At 62.5% G+C, this 22,621-nt stretch carries 27 protein-coding genes and 1 tRNA gene; 17 read left to right on the forward strand and 11 right to left on the reverse strand.

The features are described 5' to 3' along the window. Positions 1 to 110: 110 nt before the first annotated feature. Complete coding sequence (locus ACP154_RS04460) at positions 111 to 905, reverse strand: sterol desaturase family protein (RefSeq protein ID WP_421856250.1); 795 nt, start codon at positions 903 to 905, stop codon at positions 111 to 113. A gap of 92 nt (positions 906 to 997) precedes the next feature. Between ACP154_RS04460 and ACP154_RS04465 the strand changes: the two genes are divergently transcribed. Further along, a complete protein-coding gene (locus ACP154_RS04465; protein WP_421856247.1) occupies positions 998 to 1,867 on the forward strand; it encodes a LysR family transcriptional regulator in 870 nt (289 codons plus the stop codon). On the opposite strand, the gene ACP154_RS04470 is transcribed toward ACP154_RS04465, so the two are convergent. Next, a complete protein-coding gene (locus ACP154_RS04470; RefSeq protein ID WP_421856244.1) occupies positions 1,864 to 2,373 on the reverse strand; it encodes an invasion associated locus B family protein in 510 nt (169 codons plus the stop codon). The genes ACP154_RS04465 and ACP154_RS04470 overlap by 4 nt on opposite strands. Before the next feature lie 167 nt (positions 2,374 to 2,540). Here ACP154_RS04470 and ACP154_RS04475 point away from each other — a divergent pair, with 167 nt between their 5' ends. From ACP154_RS04475 to ACP154_RS04485, 3 genes are all read left to right on the forward strand, one after another. Continuing rightward, positions 2,541 to 3,122, forward strand: a complete 582-nt coding sequence (locus ACP154_RS04475) for a sigma-70 family RNA polymerase sigma factor (RefSeq protein ID WP_421856241.1) — start codon at positions 2,541 to 2,543, stop codon at positions 3,120 to 3,122. 105 nt (positions 3,123 to 3,227) lie between these two features. Next, positions 3,228 to 3,926 (forward strand): ChrR family anti-sigma-E factor, encoded by a 699-nt coding sequence (locus ACP154_RS04480; RefSeq protein WP_421856238.1) that lies wholly within the window; start codon positions 3,228 to 3,230, stop codon positions 3,924 to 3,926. Positions 3,927 to 3,983: 57 nt separating this feature from the next. Further along, positions 3,984 to 5,255 (forward strand): UbiH/UbiF/VisC/COQ6 family ubiquinone biosynthesis hydroxylase, encoded by a 1,272-nt coding sequence (locus ACP154_RS04485; RefSeq protein WP_421856235.1) that lies wholly within the window; start codon positions 3,984 to 3,986, stop codon positions 5,253 to 5,255. Between the two features lie 14 nt (positions 5,256 to 5,269). Here ACP154_RS04485 and ACP154_RS04490 read toward each other — a convergent pair whose 3' ends face one another. From ACP154_RS04490 to ACP154_RS04505, 4 genes are all read right to left on the reverse strand, one after another. Beyond that, positions 5,270 to 5,791 (reverse strand): RNA methyltransferase, encoded by a 522-nt coding sequence (locus tag ACP154_RS04490; RefSeq protein ID WP_133724261.1) that lies wholly within the window; start codon positions 5,789 to 5,791, stop codon positions 5,270 to 5,272. A gap of 104 nt (positions 5,792 to 5,895) precedes the next feature. Beyond that, the gene (locus ACP154_RS04495) at positions 5,896 to 6,129 is read right to left on the reverse strand and encodes a DUF1150 family protein (protein ID WP_421856232.1); all 234 of its coding nucleotides are present in this window, start codon (positions 6,127 to 6,129) and stop codon (positions 5,896 to 5,898) included. A gap of 126 nt (positions 6,130 to 6,255) precedes the next feature. Next, positions 6,256 to 6,331, reverse strand: a tRNA-Ala gene (locus ACP154_RS04500). A gap of 125 nt (positions 6,332 to 6,456) precedes the next feature. Beyond that, a complete protein-coding gene (locus tag ACP154_RS04505; protein ID WP_421856229.1) occupies positions 6,457 to 6,912 on the reverse strand; it encodes a TIGR02300 family protein in 456 nt (151 codons plus the stop codon). A gap of 118 nt (positions 6,913 to 7,030) precedes the next feature. Here ACP154_RS04505 and aroA point away from each other — a divergent pair, with 118 nt between their 5' ends. From aroA to ACP154_RS04555, 10 genes are all read left to right on the forward strand, one after another. Continuing rightward, a complete protein-coding gene (aroA, locus tag ACP154_RS04510) occupies positions 7,031 to 8,386 on the forward strand; it encodes a 3-phosphoshikimate 1-carboxyvinyltransferase (protein ID WP_421856226.1) in 1,356 nt (451 codons plus the stop codon). Between the two features lie 331 nt (positions 8,387 to 8,717). Beyond that, a complete protein-coding gene (gene rpsA / locus ACP154_RS04515) occupies positions 8,718 to 10,415 on the forward strand; it encodes a 30S ribosomal protein S1 (RefSeq protein WP_107711844.1) in 1,698 nt (565 codons plus the stop codon). A 149-nt stretch (positions 10,416 to 10,564) separates the two neighbouring features. Beyond that, positions 10,565 to 10,849, forward strand: coding sequence for an integration host factor subunit beta (locus ACP154_RS04520; RefSeq protein ID WP_022701000.1), 285 nt, complete (start codon positions 10,565 to 10,567; stop codon positions 10,847 to 10,849). 175 nt (positions 10,850 to 11,024) lie between these two features. Then, positions 11,025 to 11,885 carry a putative metalloprotease CJM1_0395 family protein gene (locus ACP154_RS04525; protein WP_421856222.1) on the forward strand — a complete coding sequence of 287 codons (861 nt, stop codon included), beginning with the start codon at positions 11,025 to 11,027 and terminating at the stop codon, positions 11,883 to 11,885. 59 nt (positions 11,886 to 11,944) lie between these two features. Continuing rightward, positions 11,945 to 12,595, forward strand: coding sequence for a phosphoribosylanthranilate isomerase (locus ACP154_RS04530; RefSeq protein ID WP_421856219.1), 651 nt, complete (start codon positions 11,945 to 11,947; stop codon positions 12,593 to 12,595). A gap of 102 nt (positions 12,596 to 12,697) precedes the next feature. Further along, positions 12,698 to 13,909 (forward strand): tryptophan synthase subunit beta, encoded by a 1,212-nt coding sequence (gene trpB, locus ACP154_RS04535; RefSeq protein WP_107711846.1) that lies wholly within the window; start codon positions 12,698 to 12,700, stop codon positions 13,907 to 13,909. A gap of 4 nt (positions 13,910 to 13,913) precedes the next feature. After that, the gene (gene trpA / locus ACP154_RS04540) at positions 13,914 to 14,705 is read left to right on the forward strand and encodes a tryptophan synthase subunit alpha (RefSeq protein ID WP_421856216.1); all 792 of its coding nucleotides are present in this window, start codon (positions 13,914 to 13,916) and stop codon (positions 14,703 to 14,705) included. Between the two features lie 56 nt (positions 14,706 to 14,761). Continuing rightward, entirely contained in the window at positions 14,762 to 15,640 is an 879-nt protein-coding gene (locus tag ACP154_RS04545; RefSeq protein WP_107711848.1) for a carboxyl transferase domain-containing protein, read from the forward strand. Between the two features lie 13 nt (positions 15,641 to 15,653). Beyond that, positions 15,654 to 16,976 (forward strand): bifunctional folylpolyglutamate synthase/dihydrofolate synthase, encoded by a 1,323-nt coding sequence (locus tag ACP154_RS04550; RefSeq protein WP_421856212.1) that lies wholly within the window; start codon positions 15,654 to 15,656, stop codon positions 16,974 to 16,976. Positions 16,977 to 17,079: 103 nt separating this feature from the next. Continuing rightward, entirely contained in the window at positions 17,080 to 17,301 is a 222-nt protein-coding gene (locus ACP154_RS04555) for a DUF2061 domain-containing protein (protein WP_421856209.1), read from the forward strand. A gap of 5 nt (positions 17,302 to 17,306) precedes the next feature. Here ACP154_RS04555 and ACP154_RS04560 read toward each other — a convergent pair whose 3' ends face one another. The 3 genes from ACP154_RS04560 to ACP154_RS04570 form a co-directional block, all read right to left on the reverse strand. Next, on the reverse strand, positions 17,307 to 17,789 hold the full coding sequence (locus ACP154_RS04560) for a thermonuclease family protein (protein WP_424993769.1): 483 nt from the start codon (positions 17,787 to 17,789) through the stop codon (positions 17,307 to 17,309). 85 nt (positions 17,790 to 17,874) lie between these two features. Further along, positions 17,875 to 18,201 (reverse strand): hypothetical protein, encoded by a 327-nt coding sequence (locus ACP154_RS04565; RefSeq protein ID WP_421856203.1) that lies wholly within the window; start codon positions 18,199 to 18,201, stop codon positions 17,875 to 17,877. A 50-nt stretch (positions 18,202 to 18,251) separates the two neighbouring features. Continuing rightward, complete coding sequence (locus ACP154_RS04570) at positions 18,252 to 18,455, reverse strand: DUF1674 domain-containing protein (RefSeq protein WP_107711852.1); 204 nt, start codon at positions 18,453 to 18,455, stop codon at positions 18,252 to 18,254. 76 nt (positions 18,456 to 18,531) lie between these two features. Between ACP154_RS04570 and htpX the strand changes: the two genes are divergently transcribed. The 3 genes from htpX (at position 18,532) to ACP154_RS04585 (ending at position 21,354) form a co-directional block, all read left to right on the forward strand. Beyond that, complete coding sequence (htpX, locus tag ACP154_RS04575; RefSeq protein ID WP_421856200.1) at positions 18,532 to 19,485, forward strand: zinc metalloprotease HtpX; 954 nt, start codon at positions 18,532 to 18,534, stop codon at positions 19,483 to 19,485. 75 nt (positions 19,486 to 19,560) lie between these two features. Further along, on the forward strand, positions 19,561 to 19,893 hold the full coding sequence (locus tag ACP154_RS04580; RefSeq protein WP_421856197.1) for a hypothetical protein: 333 nt from the start codon (positions 19,561 to 19,563) through the stop codon (positions 19,891 to 19,893). Beyond that, entirely contained in the window at positions 19,894 to 21,354 is a 1,461-nt protein-coding gene (locus tag ACP154_RS04585; RefSeq protein ID WP_421856194.1) for a methyl-accepting chemotaxis protein, read from the forward strand. Positions 21,355 to 21,534: 180 nt separating this feature from the next. Here ACP154_RS04585 and ACP154_RS04590 read toward each other — a convergent pair whose 3' ends face one another. Together ACP154_RS04590 and ACP154_RS04595 are read right to left on the reverse strand one after the other, a co-directional pair. After that, positions 21,535 to 22,026 carry a host attachment protein gene (locus ACP154_RS04590; protein ID WP_421856191.1) on the reverse strand — a complete coding sequence of 164 codons (492 nt, stop codon included), beginning with the start codon at positions 22,024 to 22,026 and terminating at the stop codon, positions 21,535 to 21,537. 84 nt (positions 22,027 to 22,110) lie between these two features. Next, positions 22,111 to 22,599: a hypothetical protein gene (locus tag ACP154_RS04595; RefSeq protein WP_421856189.1), complete on the reverse strand. Its 489-nt coding sequence runs from the start codon at positions 22,597 to 22,599 to the stop codon at positions 22,111 to 22,113. Positions 22,600 to 22,621: the final 22 nt, after the last annotated feature.

Raw genomic sequence — 22,621 nt, forward strand, 5'->3', positions numbered from 1 at the left:
TTCGAGGGGCGAGAACGCATGACGGGCTTGCGCCTGCAGCCGCGCGCATCTGCTCAGCGTTTGACGCCAGCCTGTGACACCCGATTATCGAAGTCAGTCTCCAGCAAGCCTTATTTCCTCACCAGCGGCCAGAGCAGTTCGCGACCGGCGCTGACAGGCTCCAGGTCTTCAATGCCATAGGTCTCTGGATAGCGGCGGGTGATCTTGGCAGTGCCGAACAGAACATCCCAGAAAAACAACAGATTGCCGTAATTGCCCTTGTAGTGGGTGACGCCGTCTTCCTTGTGCAGCCCATGGTGAGCGCTATGGGTGGCGGGGGTCGAGATGACCCGTTCCAGAACCCACATCACAGGACGCAAAGGCGCACTCTTGTAGAGCGCCTCATCCCAGCGCCAGGAGGAATGCGCGCCGAAGATCACCGTCATCTTCACCACCAGATAGACCGCATAGACCGGGTAGAACCCCAGATGCACCAGCATGGCGGAGATCCACAGCCCTGGCATGAACAGGTAATAAAAGAGGTTGTTGCGATAGGCGGTGCGGATCGACAGATAGGCGCCCGAATGATGCGCCCGGTGTAAATTATAGAGCACGTGGAAGGTGTGGCTGGCGCGATGCCACCAGTATTGGGTCATGTCGTCGCCGACCAGCAAGATCGCCACCATCAGATACCAGGGCAGAAAAGCCAGCGCATCGTGAGAGCCGGGGCGGACCGCCTCGATCAGCATGGGGGCCAGGCTGAAGATCAAGGGCACTGTGATCAAGACGATGCTGAGCGAGGAGATCACCTCGATCATCACATCCCGGCGTGATCCGCGCTCTTTTTGCAAGAACCGCCCTGTCACCGCTTCCAGTACGATGAAAGCCGCAAATATTGCAGGTACGAGGATTTTTTCGTTGATCATGGCCAGAGCCTCCCCCGTCAATCTGATCGGTTCAGCTCATAACTTCTAATACAAGTTTTGCATTGTTTCATAACTGCTGATTATACTTGGGCATGCTCAACCTGCGCACCGCCCGCCTGTTTCTCACCGCCGCTGACGCCGGAACACTGACTGCAGCCGCCGAGCGCCTGCATGTGAGTCAACCTGCCGCCAGCAAGGCGTTGGGCCAGCTTGAGACCGATCTGGGCGGCGCCTTGTTTGATCGCGCCGGTCGCAAGCTGAGTCTCACCCCGCTGGGTGAAGCGCTCTTGCCGCGGGCGCGGGCCTTAGTTCAGCAGGCTGAGGATTTGAAAGCCGAAGCCAAGCGATGGCGCGCCGGAGAGGATGGCGTGCTGAGCGTGGGGGCGGGGCCGAGCGTCACCTACCGCCTGCTCCCCGAAGCCGTCGCACGCTTTTACCAGTCAGGCCGGACGGTGCAGCTGACGGTGCGGGCGGGCGCGGCTGGAGCTTTGGTGGACCAGGTCCGCCACGGCGCGCTGGACCTGGTGGTCGCGGATATGGGCGACGCCATACACGATACAGAGCTGGTGGTGCGCCCCTTGCCGGAGGAAAGCGTGACGGCGCTGGTGCGCCCGGACCATCCAGCTCTCACTGGCGCAGCCTATGACCAGTTTCCCCTGGCCACCGCCACGCCGCCTGATCGCTTGCTCCGGAATCCCTTGCCCTGGGGTCGACAGCGTCCGGGTCTGGTGTGTGATGATTACACGGTGCTGGCGCTCGCTTGCTCGGCTTCGGATCATATCCTCGCCGCGCCACGCTCTGTCATGGATCGCCTGGCGGCCGAACACGGTCTGGTCCAGCTCCCCGGTTCGTCAGAGGACCTGAAGGTGCAACCCGCTTTGATCTATCGCGCCAACGCGCCCCACAGCGCCGCGCGACAGCATTTGTTTGAGTGTTTCGAAGCCGTCGCGCGTCGCGCCTAGCCGCACAAATCGTCCACTTGCTCAAGCGCCGCCGTCACGCCCAATAGTGAAAACGTGTAGGCCGTAGCGGTCCCGCGTCCGCTGGTGGCCTCGACGCGCATTGTCGAACCGCGACGCATGGCGCGCACAAGCTGGCTCTCCTCGCCCGGTTGTTCCAGAAACCCTTCCTGTTCAGACACGAACATTTCAAACCGGTCAGAGCCGACCCGCACGCGGGGCGGGCTGTCAGGGCGCAAGGCGTATCCGGCCAGGAAGCTGGGCTGGTTCTCGGCAGCGCCGCTTTGCCAGCTCGCCACCAGGAAGAACACCTCGCCATGATCCACATTGGCTGGCAAGGCTTCCTGAGGGCGGCTGAGCGCGTAACAGACCTGACCATCGCCGGCGCCACGCGTAAACACGCGCCAGTCACGGTGCGCGCCCTGAAATTCAGGTTCGGACGCCTCCTGCGCCTGCACAGGCGACAGTGCGGAGACGGTCAGACACAGGCTGGCAAGTAGAACACGCATGTGGATTTCCATTCAGATATGAGCGGTTTGTCGCTGGCATGGTCGACTGGCGCCGACCCGTGTTCTTGTTTAAAGCGGTCTCTGACGGCGGTTTCAAGGCAGGATCTGGCTTGATCGTCATGTGTGCGGATGTGAGAGTGATCTGCAACGAGCTTCAAGGGTGAAACTTGCCTGACGCCCCCTTTTCCACTGGCGCAAAGCCGGACCGTGCGACCCTGAATTCGCTTGTGCTGGCCACCGCACAACGCGACCGCCAGGCATTCGCGGCGCTGTTCAATTTCTATGCGCCGCGGGTGAAAGCCTATCTGCTGCGCCTGAACGCCCATGACAGCCTGGCTGAGGAGCTGGCGCAGGAGATCATGCTGACGGTCTGGCGCAAGGCGGAGCAGTTTGATCCGGACCAGGCCTCCGCCTCCACCTGGATATTCCGCATCGCGCGCAACCGCCGTATCGACGCCGCACGGCAAGCGAACAAACCCGTCCTCGACGGCGAAGATCCCAGCCTGCGCCCGCCCGAAATCCAGCCGCCCGACGACGCCGCCCATGAAAACGATCGCGATGACCGGGTGCGCGAAGCTATGCTGGATCTGCCCGATGAACAGGTGGCGCTGCTGCGACTGGCGTTTTTTGACGGCTTGTCCCACCGCGATATCGCCGACCAGCTCGGCATGCCGCTGGGCACTGTAAAATCAAGGCTCAGGCTGGCTTTTGACAAGCTCAGGCGGGTGCTTGATTCTGAAACCTTGTAAGAAATAATGCACGCTCTCGCATTAAATAACGTTCCATGACTTGACGACGATCTGAACTGATCAATATCCGACACGCTGTACCGAACGCCGATCTAGAAGAAGACCATGACCAACCATCCGCTGGGTGACGAAATTTACGCCGCGTACGCTTCGGGCGCCCTGTCGGGTCCGATGCGCTTACTGCTGGACGCGCAATCGGCTGTGAATGTCGAGGTTGCGCGTGCACGTCAAACCGTCGAGGCCGCCGCAGGCGTTTTGCTGGAAAGCGAAGCCCCGGCGGAGATGGCGCCGAATGCATTGGCGACCCTGTTTGACATCATCGATACCGAAGAAGCGGGTCTGGGCGAAGCGGGTCCGGCGCGCTTTAACGCCCGCACCGGGTCTGAAAACTCGCGCAACGCCGCTCAGAAGGCCGGCCAGGCGATTGATGAATTGCTGGATCTGCCGGGCTCCGTCCGCGATCTGGCGCTGGAGCGCGGCGGCTGGTCCTTCGCCGGTCCCGGCGTCCGCACGATGCAATTGATGACCGAAGACGGCGCAAAGGCCGAGCTGATCCGGATCGAACCGGGCCGCGGCGTGCCTCATCATGGCCATGACGGGACGGAGTTCACGCTTGTGCTGACGGGCGGTTTTTCCGACGGCCGCGCCAGCTATGGTCCTGGCGATGTCTGCATGGCCAATCCAGACACGACCCATAAACCCGTCGCGGACGAGGGCGAGGTCTGCATCGTGCTCGCGGTCACCGACGGCCCCCTCGCCTTCACCGGCGCCCTGGGCTGGATCCAGCGGGCGCTGAACCGGTAGGCGCCCTGCGGCGCCGCGCCGCTTTCTTTCGGCTCGAGCGTTGTTATCTTGAGCCTTATGAGCAAACCGATCTTCTCTGGCGATGTGGTGATTTCCGGCGGCGGGCTCGCCGGTCTCACCTTGGCGCTGGCCCTGCACAAAGCCGGGTTGGCTGTGGCTGTCGTGGATGCGATGGAGCTGTCCGAGTATGTGACGCCGGACTTTGACGGTCGCGCTTCTGCGCTGGCTTACACCTCATATCGCATGCTGAACGCGGTCGGCGCAGGCCAGCACCTGAAAGAGCATGTCCAGCCCATTGAAGACATTCTGGTGGTGGATGGCCGCCCCTATGACGGGCTCAAGCGCGGCGGACCGGGACCGGACCAGCTGCATTTTGATCGTCGCGAAATCTCGCCCGAGGATGACGGCGAAGCCTTGGGCTATATGGCCGAGAACCGCTGGACGCGCGTCGCGCTGGCGAAGGCCGCTGATGAAGCGGGCCTGACAGTCTTCGCGCCTGCCCGCGCCAGCCATATGCAAACCAACACGACGCCGGGCAAGAACAGGCTGGTTCTGGAAAGCGGAGAGGTGCTCGAAGCACCGCTTGTTGTGGGCTGTGACGGGAAATTCTCCGGCTTGCGCGCCCAGACAGGCGTGCGCACGCTTGATCATGCCTATAACCAGAAAGCGGTGGTGCTGACGGTCGAGCATGAACACAGCCATGAGGGCGTGGCCTATGAATGCTTCATGCCCACAGGCCCCTTCGCCATCCTGCCCCTGCCAAACAATCGCTCCAGCCTTGTCTGGTGCGAAAGACCCAAGGCGGCGGACGCGCTAAAGGATATGGACGATGAAGGCTTCCAGGAGGCGCTGGAAGCGCGCTTTGGTGATTTCCTGGGCTGGGTGAAACCTGTCAGCCCGCGCTGGACCTATCCGCTGACGCTGAAATTCTCTGAACGCTTCACCGATGACCGGCTGGCGCTGGTGGGCGACGCGGCCCGCGGCATTCACCCCATTGCGGGCCAGGGCTTCAATCTGGGCGTTCGCGATGCGGCGGTGCTGGCCGATGTGCTGGTGGACGCCAAGCGGGCCGGGCTCGATCTGGGCGCCCCCGCCACCTTGCAGCGCTATGAGCGCTGGCGGAAGACGGATTCCGTCGCCGTGGGGCTGGGCGCACATCTGTTCACCTGGCTGTTCTCCAATGATCACAGCACGATCAGGGCCGCCCGCGGACTGGGTTTGTCCATCGTTGATCAGATACCGGCCGCGCGTCGCTTTTTCATGCGTACAGCGGGCGGCGAGGTGGGCGATCTGCCGGCGCTGCTGCGCGGCGACAGCCTGCACCTGTAAACAGACCCGATGGGTCAGGTGCGCTTTCTCGGCGCCCCCCAGATGTGCGCTTTATCTTCCAGCGGACCGCCCGGCATAACCGGGCGCTCAGGGTATCCGCCCAGGCACAGCGTGCGATCATAGAGCGCAATCGCAGCGGCGACCGACAGGTTCACACAGAATTTGGTGGGAATTTTCACCACGTGTGAGCAACGCTCCAGCATGGCGGGGCTGAGATCGCCGCGTTCCTTGCCCAGCACATAGGCGGCCATGCGCGGATGGCGGAAGCTGGGCAGCTCCACCGCATCATCGGTCAGCTCCACACCCACAATCTGGCAACCGCGCGGCAACGCCATGTCGTCCACACTCGCCCAGTCGTAATACGGCAGGTTTTGGGTGGTCTTGGCGGTGTCGGTCTGGAACATCTCTCGAGCGCGGTTGGCCGCACCCACGGTGAACACGAAGCTGCCGCCAAAAGCGTGCGCCGTGCGCATCACCGCACCCAGATTGCGCGCCTTGGAAATACCTTCGACGCCGACTGCAAAATAACCTCTCATACGGGGATTTAGCCGCGAGCTCGTGCAGAGGCAAACCGCTCTTTGCACACAAAAACACCCCCTGCACGGGCAGAGGGTGTTTTGTTCAAGAGATAATCCGAGCCCTAGTGTACGCTAACCGGTTCAGCGCCATGATCACGCGCTGCCGCAAAAGCCGCTTCACGGTCAGAGAAGACCGCCATGCGCTGACCATTCTCGTCGTGAATGGCGTACAGCGTTGCGTCAGAGTCCAGTTTGACCCCGGCGTTCGCCGCCTGCTCCATCACTTCAGACGCGTCGATCGTGCGAACGTACACTGTCGGCGTCGTATCCAGTGTCAGATCTGTTTCCATGTTCATCCAACGCCTCATGCATTGTAATATCTAACTTTCACATGGGTTTCCTTGTCAAAACGTTCAAGGCATGCGCCTGCGGCTGAACGCACAAAGAAAAAGCCCCGCGCGGCACTCGCGCAGGGCTTTTAATGGTGGAGCCAGACGGAATCGAACCGACGACCTCTTGCATGCCATGCAAGCGCTCTCCCAACTGAGCTATGGCCCCGAAACGCTGTGCGAAGCGGGCGGGATCAGGACCCCGCCGTTTCGAGAGCGCGGACGTTATCCGCGCCTTTGCTTGCAATCAAGCCTGTTTTCAGCACTTGGCGCAGTCAATGACAGTCGCTTTGATCAGACGTCGTCCTCATCATCCTTGAGGGCGATATCATCATCCAGATCATCGTCGTCATCACCGAGAAGGACGCTGTCATCATCGTCATCCTCGAGATCGGCCTCATCGTCGGAGAAACCGTCCAGATCATCGTCAGCGGGCGTGGCGCGCTTGGCGACCGGCGCCTCGTCCTCATCCTCATCCCCGCCCAGATCAATGGGCTCTTCATCAAGTTCGGGCGCGTCGTCGTCTTCATCCTCGTCAGAGGAGTCATCGGTTTCCGCCTCGGCCTCTTTCTCTTCTTCCGGTTCAGGCTTGGGAGCCTTCTTCGTCAGAGTCGCGGAGACTTCCTCGTAGTAGGAAAGCGGATATTCCATGCCCGTGAACGGAGACACAATCGGGTCTTTGTTCAGGTCATAGAATTTTTTTCCGGTTTCCGGACAAACGCGCTTGGTGCCAAGTTCAGCTTTCGCCACGAGTCCAAATCCTTTCACAGAGAAGGGCGATCAAATCGGCGCGCCAGTTGCCATGTTCTGGAGCGGCTGTCAAAACCCGATTGAAGCCTTCCCACATCTGCACACCTGCGGAGTCCGCATGACCCACGCCACGCCCACACCGTCCTCAGCCGCAAACGGGCCAAAAACCGCCCGGCCTGTCAATGCCCTGAAAGGACGTCTTCAGGCTGCCGCCGACAAGTCGTGCTCGCATCGCGCGCTGATTTTTTCTGCACTGGCGGACGGGGAAAGCCGCATTGAAGGCCTTCTGGAAAGCGACGATGTGCTGGCGACCGCCCGCGCCGTCGCGGCGCTCGGGGCAAAGGTGGAGCGTGAAGGGCCCGGCGCCTGGCGCGTCATCGGGCAAGGCCGCTGGTCCAGCCCGCCCCAGCCCCTTGATCTTGGCAATTCCGGCACGGGCGTGCGCTTGCTGATGGGCGCTGCCAGCCGGTTCGACCTCAAGGCGGAGTTTGTCGGCGATAACAGCCTGTCTTCGCGCCCGATGGCGCGGGTGCTCGACCCGCTGGCGCGCATGGGTGTTAAAAGCCAGGCCAGCGATGGCGGGCGCTTGCCGGCGACCCTGCGCGGCTCAAATCATCTCAATCCGATCGACTACACGCCGCCCGTCGCCTCCGCCCAGGTGAAAAGCGCCATTTTGCTAGCCGGTCTTGGCGCGCGAGGCGAAACAATTGTTCGCGAGCCGCGCGCCACCCGCGATCACACCGAGATCATGGCCCCGGTCTATGGCGCGGACCTGAGCGTGGAACGCGACGGGGCGGGCCTGATTGCGCGCGTCCGCGGCGGCAAGACGCTGACCCCGGCCAATGTCTCCATCCCCGGCGATCCGTCCTCCGCCGCCTTTCCCCTCGCCGCCGCCCTCGTCACGTCAGGCAGCGACGTCACAATCACCGGCGTCATGACCAATCCCGCACGGTTCGGCCTCTATCAGGTGCTGAAAATGATGGGCGCGGATATCAGCATGACCCCAGCCGGCGAGCGTTGCGGCGAGCAGCTGGTGGACATCCGTGTGACGTCGGGCGCGTTGAAAGGCGTGGCGGTTCCCGCAGAGATCGCCCCGTCCATGATCGACGAATATCCGATCCTGTCCGTCATCGCAGCCTTTGCGGACGGCGTGACGGTGATGAAAGGGCTTGCGGAATTGCGCGCCAAGGAAAGCGATCGCCTCGCCGCCAGCGCTGCTTTGCTGGAAGCCAATGGCGTGACCATCGAACTGGGCGAGGACAGCCTGAGTGTTCACGGTTGCGGCCAAGACGGTGTTCCGGGCGGCGGACGCGTTAAAACCCATCACGATCATCGACTTGCCATGAGCGCCCTGGTCATGGGCTGCGGCGCGCAAGCGCCGGTCAGCGTCGATGATGTCAGCATGATCGCCACCAGCTACCCCGATTTCTTTGATCATATGGCGGCTCTGGGCGCTGAGATCAGCGCCGATTGAGTCAGCTTCACAGGGCGGCGCGCCTTGCTCTGACAGCAAATTTGCGGTAAGTCCGCGCGCGATTGCCCTGCTATGACCGTTATGGTTGCACGGGGTGATCGTTCGCCGGGCGGGCGATGTTCCGCGGCCAGGCGTGCGCATCCTTCATGTTTGTCGGTTCAGACCCTCGGCACGATGTGCGCCGCCCTGTCGTTTCGCTCCGCTCATTTTGAAAGCGTATTCCGGCCGTTCGCGGCTGCTTTGGAGACTTTCCAGCCGCTGCGCGCGGCAAGACCGCCGGATACAACCGGCCGGCCGGAAACGACGATAACCCCTGGAGCCATCCTCTAATATGTCTGACACCCAAACCTCGGCCCCGAGCCGCGATGATTTCGCGTCAATGCTGGAAGCGAGCCTGGCCGGCCGCGACCTGATGGAAGGCGCTGTCGTGCGCGGCACCGTCACCGCCGTGCTGCACGACACCGTCGTCATCGACGTCGGTTTGAAAACCGAAGGCCGCGTGGCCCTGCGCGAATTCACCGGTCCCGGCTCGGAAGCGCCGAAACTGGGCGAACAGGTCGACATCTACCTTGAGCGCATCGAAAACGCGCTCGGTGAAGCTGTCCTGTCGCGCGACAAAGCCCGTCGCGAAGAAGCCTGGGACCGTCTGGAGACGACGTTCGAATCCAAAGAGCCGGTCAACGGCGCCATCGTGGGCCGCGTCAAAGGCGGCTTCACCGTGGATCTGGGCGGCGCTTCGGCCTTCCTGCCGGGCTCTCAGGTGGACATCCGTCCGGTGCGCGACGTCGCACCGCTGATGAACAAGGAACAGCCGTTCGCGATCCTGAAAATGGACCGTCCGCGCGGCAATATCGTGGTCTCCCGCCGCGCTGTTCTCGAAGAATCCCGCGCCGAACAGCGTGCTGAGCTTGTCGGTCAGCTGGCCGAAGGCGAAGTGCGCGAAGGCGTCGTCAAGAACATCACCGATTACGGTGCGTTCGTGGATCTGGGCGGCATTGACGGCCTGCTGCACGTCACCGACATGAGCTGGTCGCGTGTGGGCCATCCGAGCGAAGTGGTCGAAGTTGGCCAGACCGTTCAGGTTCAGATCATCAAGATCAACAAAGACACCCAGCGCATCTCGCTTGGCATGAAGCAGCTGCAGTCCGATCCGTGGGACGGCGTGGCGCTGAAATACCCCAACGGCGCTGTGTTCAAGGGCCGCGTGACGAACATAGCCGAATACGGCGCGTTCGTGGAGCTGGAGCCGGGCGTCGAAGGCCTGGTGCACGTCTCCGAGATGAGCTGGACCAAGAAGAACGTCCACCCGGGCAAGATCGTCTCCACCTCCCAGGAAGTGGATGTGATGGTGCTCGACGTGGATCCCGACAAGCGCCGCGTGTCGCTGGGCATCAAGCAGACCCAGCGCAATCCGTGGGAAGTGTTCGCGGAAGCGCACCCTGTCGGCTCTGAAGTCGAAGGCGAAGTCAAGAACATCACCGAATTCGGTCTGTTCATCGGCGTCGACGAGGAAATCGACGGCATGGTTCACCTGTCCGATCTCGACTGGGATCGTTCGGGCGAAGACGCCATCCAGGACTACAAGAAAGGCGACTCCGTGCGCGCCAAGGTTCTGGACGTCGATGTCGAGAAAGAACGCGTCTCCCTGGGCGTCAAGCAGCTGGGCGGCGATCCGATGGACGAAGGCGGCTTCAAGCGCGGCGAGACCGTGACCTGCACCGTCACCGAAATCACCACCGGCGGCGTGGAAGTCAGCCTGGGCCCGGACAACCTGGTCAAGGCGTTCATCCGCAAGTCCGACATCTCCCGCGATCGCGCCGAGCAACGTCCCGAGCGCTTTGCGGTCGGCGACAAGGTCGACGCACGCGTCACCAATATCGACAAGGCCTCTCGCCGCGTTTCCGTGTCCATAAAGGCGCTGGAAATGGCGGAAGAGAAAGAAGCCGTCGAACAGTACGGGTCTTCTGACTCCGGCGCGTCCCTGGGCGATATCCTGGGCGCCGCACTGAAAGGTCAGGACGAGGACTAATCCTCTGACCGGCTGAACCTCCCCGTCTGAGGGAGCTGGAACCCCCAATGTCCTGCATTGGGGGTTCTTTTTTGCCTGCAACACGGGGTTGATGATTGACGGCGCTCTTGTGGTGTTCATACACTGAAGGCCTTCAAGGGGACTGCACCATGATCAAATCCGAACTCATCGAGAAGCTCGCCGAAGACAATCCGCACCTCTACCAGAAAGATCTGGAGCGGGTGGTCAACACGGTGCTGGAAGAGATCACCCAGGCGCTTGAGCGCGGCGACCGTGTGGAATTGCGCGGCTTCGGCGCCTTTTCCGTTCGCAACCGCCCGCCCCGTCAGGGCCGCAATCCGCGCACCGGCGATCCGGTATCGGTGAAGGAAAAGCACGTGCCCTTCTTCAAGACCGGCAAAGAGCTGCGCGAACGCGTGGACGGCAAGGCTTAGAGCCTTTTCAGCAAAAGTGGGCGCCGGTTTCGCTAAACAGGCGTTTCATCAAAAGCTAGAGACGTTTCCCTCGATCAGGACCGTCCGTAACAGCTTCACGCCTTAACCCGCATTACCCAAACCTTAAGACTCTTGCGCCACGCTCAGCGGCAGGTTGTACCTGCCGGGATTGCGTATGGCGCTGACGCCACTCTCACCTGGCGGCGCTGATCCGGCCTATCAGGCTGGCTCTGGCGCAACGCCCCTGACGCCCGAGCTGCGCACTCAGGCGAACCGGACGAATCTGTCCGGAGCCGACGCATCGCTGGCCAACCGCGCATCGCGCATCCTGTCCGACCCTGTCACCCTCTCCGCTCAGGCACAGCGGCTGGGCTTCTCTCAGGATACAGCACGGGCGTCAGAAGCTGCGTCATCTTCCGCAGGGCCTCAATCAACGGATGGCGATCCTCTGACAGAAGGCGAGCAGAAACAGGTCGCCGAGCTGAAGAAGCGCGACCGTGAAGTGCGCCAGCACGAGCAGGCGCACCAGGCGGTGGGCGGCCAATACGCCAGCGCGCCGTCTTATGACTACCAACAAGGCCCGGATGGCAAACGATACGCCGTCGGCGGCGAAGTGCAGATTGACGCGAGTCCCGTACCCGGCGATCCGGCCGCCACAATTGAGAAAATGCGCGTGGTCAAGGCCGCCGCCCTGGCGCCGGCTGAACCTTCTGCGCAAGATCGGAAGGTCGCCGCCGCTGCTGACGCCACCGCCCAGCAAGCCCGTGCTGAACAGGCCGCCCAGGACCGTGAAGCCCGCGAAGCCGCCGCACGCGGGGACGCGCCGTCAGACCCGTCACAGCCCTCATCCGGACCGCAATCGCCACAGAGTCAGAGCCCGCCTGGACAAACAGGCGCAGCGCAGGCCGAGACGCAAGCGACGCCCTTCGGATTTGGCGGCGGCGTGCAATCCTCCCAGATCAGTCAGGCCAATGGCGCCTATGCCGCCACCACACGGGCCCAGGCGATCAGCCAGCTCGTGGGGGTGATCGCCTGAAGCTGGCGGACGCACAGTCCTGACTTGGCGGAGCAGTGCTTCGGCGCTACATCCGGCGCATGACACAGACGCGCACGCCCCTCATCAAGATTTGCGGCCTCAATTCCGCCGACGCCGTGGACGCCGCGGTCAATGCCGGCGCGGATTATCTGGGCTTCATTCATTTTCCCAAAAGCCCGCGCCATCTCTCGCTCGAGCAAATGGGCGCGCTCGCCAGACGCAAAGGCGACGCCAAATCCGTCGCCGTGCTGGTGGACCCTGATGAAATGCTGATGGGCGAGGTGCTGCGCCATATGCGGCCAGATTATATCCAGCTGCATGGCGGGGAGAGTCCGATGCGGTGCCTTGATGCGCGCCATTACGCTGAAATCGGGGTGTGGAAGGCCTTGGGCGTCTCAACCGCTGCAGACCTCCAAAAAGCGCTGACCTACAAAGACCATGTGGACGGCTTCGTGTTTGACGCCAAACCGCCCAAGAACGCCGATCGCCCGGGCGGGCTCGGGCAGGCCTGGGATTATAGCCTGCTCAAGGATTTCGACCCCGGCCAGCCCTGGCTGCTGGCCGGCGGGCTTACGGGTGCGACCGTCACCGACGCCATCCGCCAATCCCGCGCGCCGGGAGTGGATGTGGTCTCAGGCGTCGAAGATGAGCCGGGCGTCAAAAGTCTAGACAAAATCAAGGCGTTCATCACTGCAGTCAAAGCACTCTGACGCCTTGCGCCGCCTCGCTTTACCGGCTTCTCTGAGGCTGACCTTTAGAACCTGTCAGGGCTGCGCGCCTCGCGCCCCTGAGCGTCGTGAAAGACCGCTGTCATGACCCAACCCAACGCCTTCTCCCAACAGCCTGATGCGGAGGGCCGTTTCGGACAGTTCGGCGGCCGCTATGTGGCCGAAACGCTGATGCCGAACATTCTGGCGCTGCAGGAGGCGTATGAGCACTACAAGACCGATCCCGATTTCATCGCCGAGTTCGAGGAATTCAGCCGGGATTTCGTGGGCCGTCCCAGCCCGCTCTATTTCGCCGAGCGCCTGACCGAGGAATTTGGCGGAGCGAAAATCTGGTTCAAACGCGACGAGCTCAACCATACCGGCGCGCACAAGATCAATAACTGCCTGGGTCAGGTCCTCTTGGCCAAACGCATGGGCAAGACCCGTATCATCGCAGAGACCGGCGCTGGCCAGCATGGCGTGGCGACCGCGACCGTTGCGGCGCGCTTCGGGCTGCCGTGTGAAGTCTTCATGGGCGCCACCGACGTCGAGCGGCAAAAGCCCAATGTCTTCCGCATGAATCTTCTGGGCGCGAAGATCCATGCCGTCACCTCCGGGCGCGGCACGCTGAAAGACGCCATGAACGAGGCGCTGCGCGACTGGGTCACCTATCCTGACGAGACCTTCTACGTCATCGGCACGGTGGCGGGACCGCACCCCTATCCGGCCATGGTGCGCGATTTTCAGTCCGTCATCGGCCGCGAAGCCCGCGAACAGATGCTCGAGCGCATCGGGCGCCTGCCTGACGCCGCAGTCGCCTGTATTGGCGGCGGCTCGAACGCCATGGGCCTGTTCCATCCTTTCCTGGAAGATGAAGATGTGCGCCTGATCGGCGTGGAAGCCGCCGGCAAGGGCCTCGATACCCCTGATCACGCAGCGAGCCTCAATGGCGGCCGCCCGGGCATTTTGCACGGCAACAAGACCTATCTGTTGCAGGACGAGGACGGCCAGATCACCGAAGGCCATTCCATCTCCGCAGGGCTCGATTATCCCGGCATCGGCCCGGAACACGCCTTCCTGCATGATGTGGGACGGGCGGAATACCGCTCCGCGACGGACGCCGAGGCGCTGGAGATGTTCCAGCTCTGCTCGCAGAAAGAGGGCATCATCCCCGCCCTTGAACCCGCCCACGCGCTGGCTCGCGTGCGCGATCTTGCGAAAGAGCTGGGCAAGGACGGCGTCATCTTGATGAATATGTGCGGCCGCGGCGACAAGGACGTGTTCTCCGTCGCCGAAGCGCTCGGTGTGGAGCTTTAAGACCATGACCCGCCTCGCCCCCACCTTCGCCGCCTTGAAATCCGCCAACCGCGCCGGCTTCATCGCCTATGTCATGGCGGGTGATCCTGATGCGGACACCACGCTCAAGATGATGCAGGGCCTCGCCGACACCGGCGCGGACGTCATCGAATTGGGCGTGCCCTTCACCGATCCCATGGCCGACGGGCCGACCATCCAGCGGGCCGCGATCCGCGCGCTAGACGGCGGCATGACGCTTCGTGGCGTGCTGGGGATCGTCAAACGCTTCCGCGAAACCCATGCCGACACACCCGTGGTGCTGATGGGCTACGCCAATCCGTTCTTCTCGTACGGCTATGCTGAGTTCGCTGCTGACGCGGCGGCCGCGGGTGCGGACGGGGTGATCTGTGTGGACATCCCGCCCGAGGAAGATGCCGAGTTCCGTTCGGCTCTGGATGCGAACGGCCTGTCCTTTGTGCGCCTTGCCGCGCCCACCACCGACGACAAGCGTCTGCCGCAAGTGGTCGCGCACACGTCCGGATTTGTTTATTACGTATCGACAACGGGCGTGACCGGCGCTGGATCAGGCGCGACCGGAGATATTTCGGCGGCTGTGGAGCGAGTGCGTGCGGCGTCAGGTTTGCCGGTGGCGGTGGGCTTTGGCGTCAAGACGCCCGAGCGCGCCGCTGAGATCGGCAAGGTCGCGGATGCGGTCGTGGTCGGGTCTGCGATTGTCGAGGAACTGGCGAGCAAGGGTGTGGACCAGGCCTTGCATCTCGCCGGATCCCTGGCGGACGCCACCCATTCCGCCCGCTAGCGGATCAAGCGGCTCTGCCGGGCGCAGAAGAAACGTGTGAAGAGGTGTGACGCGATATGAGCTGGCTTCAGAAACTGACCCCGCCGGGCGTCCAGAAAATGTTCGAAAAACGCGACACCCCGGAAAATCTCTGGGTGAAGTGTCCGATTTCGGGCGAGATGGTCTTTAACAAGGATCTCGAAGCCGCCCAGCATGTCACACCGGCCGGCCACCATATGCGCATCGGCCCGGCCCTGCGCTTCAAATACACGTTTGATGGCGATTACACCGAAGTGGATCTGCCTGAGGTCGCCAAGGACCCGCTGAAATTCAAGGACGACAAGCCCTATACCAGCCGCCTCGCCGCCGCCCGCAAGAAAACCGGGCGCGAAGACGCGATGGCGATCGGCGTCGGCTCGATCAAATCCATTGAAACCACGGTTCTCGTCCAGGACTTCTCCTTCATGGGCGGATCGCTGGGCATGGGCGCAGGCGAAGGCTTCCTGAAAGCCTGCGAAACCGCTGTTGAGCGCCGCACGCCTCTGGTGGTGTTCACCGCCGCAGGCGGCGCGCGCATGCAGGAAGGCGCCCTGTCGCTGATGCAGATGCCGCGCACCACCCTGGGCGTTCAGATGCTCAAAGACGCCAAGCTGCCCTATCTCGTGGTCCTCACCGACCCGACCACGGGCGGCGTCACCGCGTCTTACGCCATGCTGGGCGATGTGCAGATCGCAGAACCCGGCGCCCTTATTGGTTTTGCCGGTCCGCGCGTGATCGAACAGACCATCCGCGAGAAACTGCCCGAAGGGTTCCAGCGGGCGGAATACCTTCTGGACAAGGGCATGGTGGACAAGGTCGTACACCGTCACGAGCTGCGCACCGTGCTGGGCAATCTGATGCGGACCCTCCTGAAACGCCCGGCCGCCGCAGAGAACACTCCGGCGCGCGCCGACTAGCGGAGAGGCAGATATGGCGACCGCTGAAACCATTGAGGCGGCGCTGCAACGCCTCTCACGCCTGCACCCCAAAAAGATCGATTTGTCGCTGGGCCGCATCGAACGGCTGCTTGACGCGCTCGGGCGTCCCCAGGACCGCCTCCCGCCCGTCATCCATGTGGCCGGGACCAATGGCAAAGGGTCGACCTGTGCGTTTCTGAAAGCCATTTCAGAGGCGGCGGGCGAGCGCTGCCATGTCTACACTTCTCCGCATCTGGTGCGCTTTAACGAACGCATTGTTCTGGCGGGCGAAAGCGTCGACGACGCCCGGCTGGAAGACGCGTTTGCGCGCTGTGAAGCCGCCAATGGCGATCACCCGATTACCTTTTTCGAGATCACGACGGCGGCGGCCTTCTTGCTGTTTTCCGAAACCCCCGCAAACCGGCTGATCCTGGAGGTCGGACTGGGCGGGCGCGTGGACGCCACCAATGTTCTGCCCAAGCCCCAATGCACCGTGATCACGCCGGTCAGCCTCGATCATCAGGATTTTCTGGGCGATACGATTGCGGAGATCGCCGCCGAGAAAGCCGGGATCATCAAGTCGGGCGCGCCGGTGATCATCGGACCGCAAACGCCTGACGCCGAGGCTGTGATCCGCCGGGCCGCCGAACGCCTCAAGGCGCCGGTGTCGATCTGGGAGCAAGATTTCCGCGCCTATACCGAACATGGCCGGCTGGTCTTCGAAGCCGAGGACGAGTTGTGGGATCTCAACTCGCCCAGCCTTGCCGGGTCGCATCAGATCATCAATGCGGGCGTCGCCGCCGCGGCCGCACGCATGTGCGGGTATGACCCCGAAGCGGTCAGTACAGGGCTCGCGACGGCACGATGGCCCGCACGCCTGCAACGGCTGACCGAGGGCCCGTTGGCCGATATCGTGTCAGAAGGCGAAGGCGCGCTCTGGCTGGATGGCGGGCATAACCTCTCCGCGGCAGAATCTCTCGCCGCCAGCCTGGGGGAGATGGAAGCCGGGCGTGAACGCCCGCTGGTGCTGATCTGCGCCTTCTCCAGGAACAAGGACGCCGCTGGATTTCTGGCGTATTTCGAAGGCCTCGCCGCCCGCGTCATCGCCATTGATTTCCAGGGCGGGCGCGAAGGCGCGCAAACACCGGGCGAGGTCGCAGAGGCCGCCCGCCTTGCGGGTCTGCCCGCCCAGACCGCCTCAAACCTTACAGAAGCCGTGCGCGACGCCATCAGCGATTATCCCGGCGCCCGTGTGGTGATCTGCGGCTCGCTATATCTGGCTGGACAGGTCCTGGCGCTCAATGACAACGGATCTGTCCAGAGCACGCCAGGTTAGTCATAGGCTTTTTCGATCCGTCGGATCAGAAGCATTCATATGACAAATGAAAGCCGGCTCCCTATTTTCCTTCTTGCGAATGACTCGCAAAAGGAAGCCTGTGATGACCGAGATTTTGCAATCCATCCCCCGAAGCGCCCTGCCCTTTGACCTGCCGGTGCGCGCCCTGAAACCGTTCACCTATGGCGTGATGCATCTGATCGTCGCGATTGGCGTGGCCTATGCGCTGACGCAGAACTGGAAAGCGGCGCTGGCGATCGGTCTGATCGAACCAGCCGTACAGACGATCGCTTATACGGTTCACGAACGCGCTTGGAACAGATGAGGCGCCTAACGTGGGCGCGATTGCACTGGACCGCTGACTCGCGTGGAGCGGCACCAGGGGCCGTCTTCGCCATAGGGCGCCGCCAGATCCGCGGCCAGCAAGGCGTCCGACAAGCTCTCAAGTTCTGCATCGGCATTTACTGACGCATGCATGTCCGCGATCACCCGACCCGCAAAACTTCCCAAACGCACATCATAGAGCTGGATGTCAGACCGTGCAGACAGCCAGGCGCGCGTAAAGGCGGTCGCTTCATGGCCCGCAGCGCGTTCGGCCTCGCAGTCAGGCCGGCGGGTTTCCGGCGTGTCCACGCCTTCAAGACGCACCCGCGTCTCCACAAAATGCCCCGGCCAGATATGCGCCCTGACCGCAATCGTGTCGCCATCGATCACTTCGACGAGTTCTGCGCTGACAGGGCCGGCAATCTGGTTTGCACCTTGAAGGTGCAGAGTGGCATGCATGCTCGCAGCAAGGGCGATAAATCCGATCATATCGCCAGTATAGGAAAATTATCTGATTCGGAAAAGCGACGGTGTCGCCTGCATTGAGCGCAAGCCGTCAGACAATCAGGGCAGTTTAGTACGCGCGGCGCCCGGTCCCGTGATGGCGGTGATGGGTGCGCACCACGATGATCCGCGGCGGGGCCTGCTCGACGCCGCCGGTCAGCGGGCCGTGAAAGAACCCCGCCTCCAGCCGGATCGGATCACCCGCTTTCACGCGATCAGGGGCGCGGTTCGGCGCGGTCAGGGCGCGCGTCTGATCGCCATAGGCTGAAGCCTGATAGGTGGAAACGCTTTCATGACGTGCCTGCAGGACGCGGGATTGAACGTGCGCATCCTGTGGTCCGCCCAACAAGGGCGCGGGATCGGTGACGATCAGGGCGAGGGCGAGAAAACAGCTCATTGTCTCATTATAGCACACAGGGCGCAGTGATGAAGCGGAGACGGTACCGCTTAAAAATCGTAGGTGATTCCCTTCTTCTCCCAATCACCAAACCGGGTGGGTTCGGGTCCTTTGGGGCCGCCCAGCTCTTTGGCGCGTTCGGCCTCCGCCTCCGCCTCACGGCGGCGTTCCTCGGCCTCGGCCAGGGCGCGTTTCGCCGCCTCGCTCAGCGGTTTGCGAGGAGCCTCTTTTTCGGGCGCTTCTGCATCGCTCATCTCTTGCAGTCCTTCTTGTCTACGCCCAATTACCTAAGTCGCGGGGGCTGCTCCGCCAAGACAGGTGACGCCATCAATGACTGCTAACACGCTTCGCACTTTCGTTCTGCTCGCTGCGCTCAGCGCTTTGTTCATGGGCGTGGGCTTTTTGATCGGAGGCGCCGCCGGCGCAATGATTGCGCTGGTTCTGGCGGCCGGCATGAATGTGTTCGCCTATTGGAACGCAGACAAGATGGTGCTGCGCATGCATGGCGCGCGCGAGATCACGCCTGAAGAACGTGATCCGGTCTTGCTTCAGTTCGCGTCGGATACGATCGGCATGGCGGATCGCGCGGGCCTGCCCTATCCGCGCATCTACGTGATCGCCTCTGACCAGCCCAACGCCTTTGCAACGGGCCGTGATCCTCAAAATGCCGCGGTTGCGGCGACCACAGGCTTGCTCGCGTCGCTGAATCGGCAGGAAGTAATGGGCGTGATGGCGCATGAGCTGGCCCATGTGCGCAATCGCGACACCATGACCATGACGGTGACCGCGACGCTGGCGGGCGCCATTGGCTTTCTGGCGAATTTCGCACTCTTCTTTGGCGGCGGACGGGAACGCGGCGGTTTCATAGGCGCGCTCGCGCTGGCGATCCTGGCGCCCATGGCGGCTGGCCTGGTGCAAATGGCGATATCGAGGGCGCGGGAGTACGAGGCGGATAAAGGCGGCGCGGAGATTTGCGGCGATCCGCTTTGGCTCGCCTCAGCGCTTGAAAAGATCGAGCGCGGTGCGCGTCAGACGATGAACGTCGCGGCCGAGCGCAATCCCGCAACCGCCCATATGTTCATCATCAATCCGTTGAACGGACAGGGCGCCGATAATCTGTTCTCGACGCACCCGGCCACCGCCAATCGAATCAGTCGACTGCGGCGGATGGGTGGCGCAGCGCCCAACTCCGCCAGCGGTCCCTGGGGCGATTTTGGGCCCTGGAGCAATACAGATTCAGACGAAACCCCTTCTGAAGGGAAGTATGGCGGACCCTGGGGTTGAATCGGATAAGTCCTCAACCAATGCTTAATAGAATTGCCGCATCTCTGAATGAAATAATTCAGGGAATGCGATCATATGGCGAAACGCCTGCCACAATTCTGTCTGGGCCTGATGGTCGCGCTGATCACCACGGTTCCAGTGACGGGCGCCCTTCTGGATACCCCTGACCAGGGACAGGCGGCGATCTTGCTCGACCCGCGCCTGAGCCGGTCTGAGCAACTTTTGCGCATCGCGGATGCTGGCGCCGAGCTGGTTCGGTTTGGCGCAGCGCCCGGCGCCTTGATCGTCAACATCACCGAAACATCCAGTCCCGAAGCGCTCCGCGCCGCCGGGGCCTGGATCATTGCGGATCCGATCATTTTAGGCGGATGTTCCGTCAGCGGATCTCAAACTGGGGGATTCTCCTAAATGACGCGTCTTGAAGCTCTGCAAGCCAAAGCGATGATGGTGCTGGTCGGCATCCAGGTCGCCGCCATCCCGGTTTACCTCGCCAAAGCGTTGTTCACGGACGGTGGCAAAGCGTTGTTCGGGGGCATTCTGCTGGCCGTGATCGCGGGCCTCTCCGCCTTTGTCTGGAAAACGGCGCCGCGAGAGGTCTCCAGCCGCATGGTCGTCGGGGCTGGCATGGTCGGCCTGCCTGCAGCGCTCACCTATTTGATGGGTGGGGCAGCGTGGCAGATCGACATGCACATGACCTTTTTCGCAGCCCTCGCAATGGTCACCTTGCTGTGTGATTGGCGCGCTCTGGTCGCGGCCGCCGGCGTCACCGCCGTGCATCATTTGGGTCTGAATTTCATCCTGCCCTCCGCCCTCTTCCCCGGTGGCGGCGATGTGCTGCGTGTTATTTTCCACGCGGTCGTCGTTGTGGCGGAAACCGCCGTTCTGATCTGGCTGGCTCATGCGGTCGCGAAAGCGCTGACGGACTCCGATCAGGCGGTCACCGAAGCTGAAGCCGCCAACATCCAGGCGCGTCAGTTGTTTGAAGCCGATAAGGAACGCCAGGCGCAAAGCGAAAAGTCACGCGAAAATATCTCTCAGATCGCCAACAGCTTTGAGCAGACCGTCGGCCATGTGCTCGATCGCCTGCAGACCGCATCGGGTGAGTTGAGCGAGCTGGCGGGCCAATTGCGCACCGATTCAGGCGCGACTGCGAGCAGCGCCGGCTCTGCGTCCGATCAGGCGCACCAGACCAGCGGACACGTGGAGGCCGTGGCCTCCGCCGCACAGGAGCTGGCGGCGTCCATCGCAGAAGTGACGCGCACCCTGGAAACCTCTGACGAAATCTCTGTCCGCGCAGAATCAGAAGCAGGCCGGGCGGACGGCTCGATGCAGGAGCTGCATACCGCCGCACGTGAAATCGAGGACATCGCCAAGCTGGTGAGCGACATTGCCGAGCAAACCAATCTGCTGGCATTGAACGCCACGATCGAAGCCGCCCGTGCCGGCGAAGCCGGCAAAGGCTTTGCGGTCGTCGCCAGCGAAGTGAAGGAACTGGCCGACCAGACGGGCAAGGCGACTGAGGACATTCACAAGAAGATCAACGCCATGCGCAGTGCTGCTGAATCCGCCAGCACCGCGTTGAACCAGATCGGTTCGACCATTGGCGATATCCGCGACGCCTCTTCCAGTGCGCGAGACGCCTTCAGCCAGCAGGCGAGCGCGACCGACGAGATCGCCCGCCTGGCGGCGGATGCAGCCCAGTCCACCGGTCGGGTCAGCGACGAAGTGACCGCCGTGTCCGGCGCCGCGGAGCGCGCCAATCAGGCGGCGGGTCAGTTTGACGAGGCTGCAGAAGGCCTGCGGTCCGCTGCTCAGCACTTGTCAGACGAACTTGGCAAATTCCGCACAGATCTCGATTCAGCGGCCTGATCCCAGACGCCGCTACTTTCCGCTCAGCCTGCAGATGGACTTTAGCTTTCAAAGTCCTTCTGTAGGCGCAGCCTGTTTGCCGTCTGAATGTCGTCTTTCACCTGATGTCATCTCACGGGAAAATCGGACGCACACCTCTGCCTCGGTGAGGATCTCGAACGGATAGTCTCAGCATAACACTCAATCGGGGAAGAGGATCGCGCCCACCCGCTCGGCGATGACAGACTGGGATTCACGCACCACATCCTTGGGCTCTTGCGCGATGATCCGGCCGGTGAGAGCGGGCTCCATCACAGGACGAGCGACGCCCAATGCGCGCGGCGCCGCCAAAATAACCAATTCTCCAAAACGCCCTGCTTCGGCTTCAGCGTTCAGATGTCGAATAAAATCGCTGACAAAAGCGGTCTCGGCCAGATCATGGGCGCTTGCACGGTCGATGCTCGAGGCGCCCATTGCCACGCCCTTGGGCAGTCCGGCTCCGCCGCTGCGGCCAGCGCCATCGGCAAGACGTCCCGGCGCGTCACGGGCCTGGTCGCGATCGGGCGGATTGTCGATCCCGAACTCTGCTCGCATGACCAGATCTGGCGCCCTGCGAGAGCCGGTGTTTTCAAAGACCCTCGCCCGGCCGCCATCAAAAACAGCGATCCAGAGCGGTTCTTTGTGCAAAGACATCGGTCTGTCCTCCCTGTCAGGATGGGAGGACAAGTGTATCCAAAACGCCAATGACGCCCAGCGGACGAAAAGTCGCGGATTTGATCAGCTGGAGGAGGGCGCCGGCGCAAATGTTTGTAGACATGCATCTGACAGGCGCCAGCCATCTAGGCCTTGCCGGTACCGGCACGCGATGGAATCGAGCCCCGGTCGGCCGCGCTCCAACCCCTCCAGATCAGGGTTCTGCAAAGCCTGGAACCGCGCTTGCGGGAACACATAGCTGATCCGCTCGCCATTGCTTTGCGGCCCGTCCACAACGCAAAGCGGCGGCTGCATCAGCACCGTGCGAACAGCTGCATCGCCCATGCGAACACCGAAAATCTGCGCTTCCACGCGCGGGTCCAGCGTGCGCACCTGCTCCGCCCCAGGGCCTTGCGCCATCATTTGCGCCAAGCGCGCTTCATCATGAGCGACCAGGGCCCCAAAAGCCGCGCGTTCGCTCATCTCCGCCGGACGGCACACCGGCTCGGAGGTGGCGCAAGCGGTCAGGGCGAGGCCGGATGCGGCGCACAGGACAAGCGAACGGATGATCATGGGCGGCTCCGGGGCGGGCGGT

Origin of the sequence: Oceanicaulis sp. (assembly GCF_965249665.1) — a bacterium.
GTDB lineage: Bacteria > Pseudomonadota > Alphaproteobacteria > Caulobacterales > Maricaulaceae > Oceanicaulis.